At 63.1% G+C, this 2,729-nt stretch carries 1 protein-coding gene; it reads right to left on the reverse strand.

Translation table 11 applies throughout. From position 1 onward, the window contains the following. Positions 1 to 341: 341 nt before the first annotated feature. Positions 342 to 2,384 (reverse strand): putative cobaltochelatase, encoded by a 2,043-nt coding sequence (locus ACFMO5_RS04715; protein WP_376791605.1) that lies wholly within the window; start codon positions 2,382 to 2,384, stop codon positions 342 to 344. Positions 2,385 to 2,729 lie beyond the last annotated feature (345 nt).

Raw genomic sequence — 2,729 nt, forward strand, 5'->3', positions numbered from 1 at the left:
GGCCGCGTAAGCGGCCCACCCCTCATAGGCAATTCGATCTTCGCAACAGAGCAACTGGATTTCTTCGGCAAGCGGAAGCAATCCGCCCTCCGGCCAAGCGATGGGGCTCGGAGTGATGGCCTGCCCCGCCGGCCGGAACCCGAGCTCCCACAGCGCCGCCAGGGCTTCCTTCCACCGAGCGGACCGCGCGGACCTCCCGCATCACCCATGCTCAGGACAGTGGAAAGAAACCGAATGGGGGATCAGAGCGATCGCTGAGGGCGCCTATCCCGCTCTCCAAATTTATTGTAGGCCTCCCTATGTGTGATGTAGGGGGGATCTTGGGGAGTGGAGCGAAGCAATCAGCGCATGGCTGCACGCACAGTAGAGTAGAGAGATTCCGCCTTTAATTCTTGAAGCGTATAACACGGCGCCCCTAGGTGATCCGCCAGGGCCTGGGCCAAACCCTGATCGAAGGCAGCATGCTCCATGTTGATCACCACGCATGGGATCTGGCGCTCGCGGAACCGATCGGCGATCCGATGCGCTTCCTCCTGCGGAGGCAGCTCCGTCATCGAGACGTTCCCCGCCCCGTCGGTCAACAGGATCATCAATGGACGCACCTCGGGGCGCAGGAGCATCTCCCGAGAGAGCACCTCGTAAGCTAATAGGAGGCCTGCGGAGAGGGGCGTCTTGCCCCCCACGGGGATATCTTCGAGGGCCCTCTTCGCCAGGTCCACGCTGGACGTTGGAGGCAGCACCAGGCGCGCCCGATCTTTCTGAAAGACGATCAGACCGACCCGGTCCCGCCGTTGATAGGCGTCGGTTAGGAGCGAGAGGATCGCCCCTTTCGTCGCCTCCATCCGCTCGGCCACCGCCATGCTCCAGGAGGCGTCCACGACGAAGAGGATCAAATTCGCCGCCCGGCGAACCCGGACCTTGCGGTGGTAATCCTCAGGACGGATCGCCAGCGCAGTTTCAGATCGATCCCGTTCGATTTGATGAGGAGCTGCCGCCCGAAAGGTGGCATCGAAGGCCAAATCATCCGCCTGGCCTGGGGAAGAACGCGCCCAGACGTAGCGACCCCGTTTGCGAGCGGAACGGGTGACGCTGCGGCGACCGCCCACTCGGCGCTCCCGCCGATCCTTCGGCGTGTCCAAGCGTTTCACCCGGAATGTTTCCCCAATGGGGACCGGTTTCCCCCCCTCCCACCACACGCCTTCCTGTCGGGTAACTGTCTGGCGTTGCAAGGGCGCGGATTCCTCGCCGACGGGACGGCTCTGATCACGGAGCTCCCCGTCGGTGCGTTGTGCTTTTTTTGGGGTCCCCCCCTCGGAGGGGGAGGTGGGCTGGGAAGGCGCGTTCCCCTCGAGCTGACGCCGAACATGCTCCATCCGCTCGGCCAGCTGCTCCAAGGTGAGATGACCATCTTCATCAAAGGGCCGGCGCTTGAGCCGGTGCGGTAGCGCCAGCTCCGCTGCCAACAAGATATCCTCCTCCGTGATCTGATCCCGTCCCTTAAATGCGGCATGGGCCCGCGCGGTCTTCAGGATCACCAGGTCCGCCCGATGTCCATCGACCCCTAAACTGGCCACCAGCCCGGCAATCAGCAGGAGATCCCGCGGGGTGTAAATGACCTGGGGGAGCCGCTCCCGAGCGGCAGCGATCTCTTCGGAAAGTTGACGTTCGTAGGGCTCCCACTCCGCGCGGAATCCTTCCGGATCCTGCTCGAAGGCCAGGTTACGACGCAAGATCTCCGCCCGTTGAACCGAATCCCGCACTCCCTCCACGTTCACGCAGAGGGCGAAGCGATCCAACAACTGAGGCCGCAGATCTCCTTCCTCCGGGTTCATCGTCCCCACCAAGATGAAGCGGGCCGGATGTTGGAAGGAGATGCCCTCCCGCTCCACGATGTTCACCCCCATCGCCGCCGCATCCAGCAGGACGTCCACGATGTGATCATCGAGCAGATTCACCTCGTCTACATACAGGAGGCCCCGGTTGGCCATCGCCAGAACCCCCGGCTCAAACCGGCGCTCCCCCTTCTGGATCGCCCGTTCGATGTCCAGGGTTCCCACCACCCGATCTTCCGTCGCGCTGACCGGCAGGTCCACGAAGCGGGTCTTGCGCCGGGCCACTGGAAGGGTCTCGCCGCGGGCCACACGTTCTTGGCAGAGCGTGCACCATGTGGCTGGCTGGTGGGGATCGCAGGAGAAAGGACAATCGGCCACCACCTCGATCTCCGGGAGGAGCGCCGCCAGCGCCCGGGCAGCGGTGGACTTGGCCGTGCCCCGCTCACCGCGGATTAACACCCCGCCGATCTGTGGATAAATCGCACAGAGCACCAACGCGCGTTTCATCCGCTCTTGATCGACAATCGCCGTGAATGGGAAAACCACACGCATGGGAACCCCCTTCCCTTAGAATCTAATGAGCGGCGGCGGTGAACGCGGGGTGTGGATGGCTGCCCTTTCATTCTATCGAAAACCAGAAACCGGTCAAAAAGAGGAAGAGGGAAGATCAAGCCCCAGCGACCCATGCCAGGCGGGCCGTTGCGGTGGCAGCTACAATAGGGGTAACGATCCAGCCCGGTCCCATTCCGTCTGGAGCTCTCGTAAGGAGGTGGAAGGGTCCCACCCCCCTTCATCCCCCTCCCAACGGCTGTGGAAACGGGCGCTAAAGCGTCCTACTACAAACCGAGGGGATGAAAAACATTTTGGGGGCCGAGCCACGCGCCTTTGACGCGTGGC

Origin of the sequence: Thermoflexus sp. (assembly GCF_042408365.1) — a bacterium.
In the GTDB taxonomy this organism is placed as follows: Bacteria; Chloroflexota; Anaerolineae; order Thermoflexales; family Thermoflexaceae; genus Thermoflexus.

Bases quoted from the DNA above. Each gene is read 5' to 3' on its own strand.
- ACFMO5_RS04715 (WP_376791605.1), bottom strand. From the start codon at position 2,384: ATGCGTGTGGTTTTCCCATTCACGGCGATTGTCGATCAAGAGCGGATG.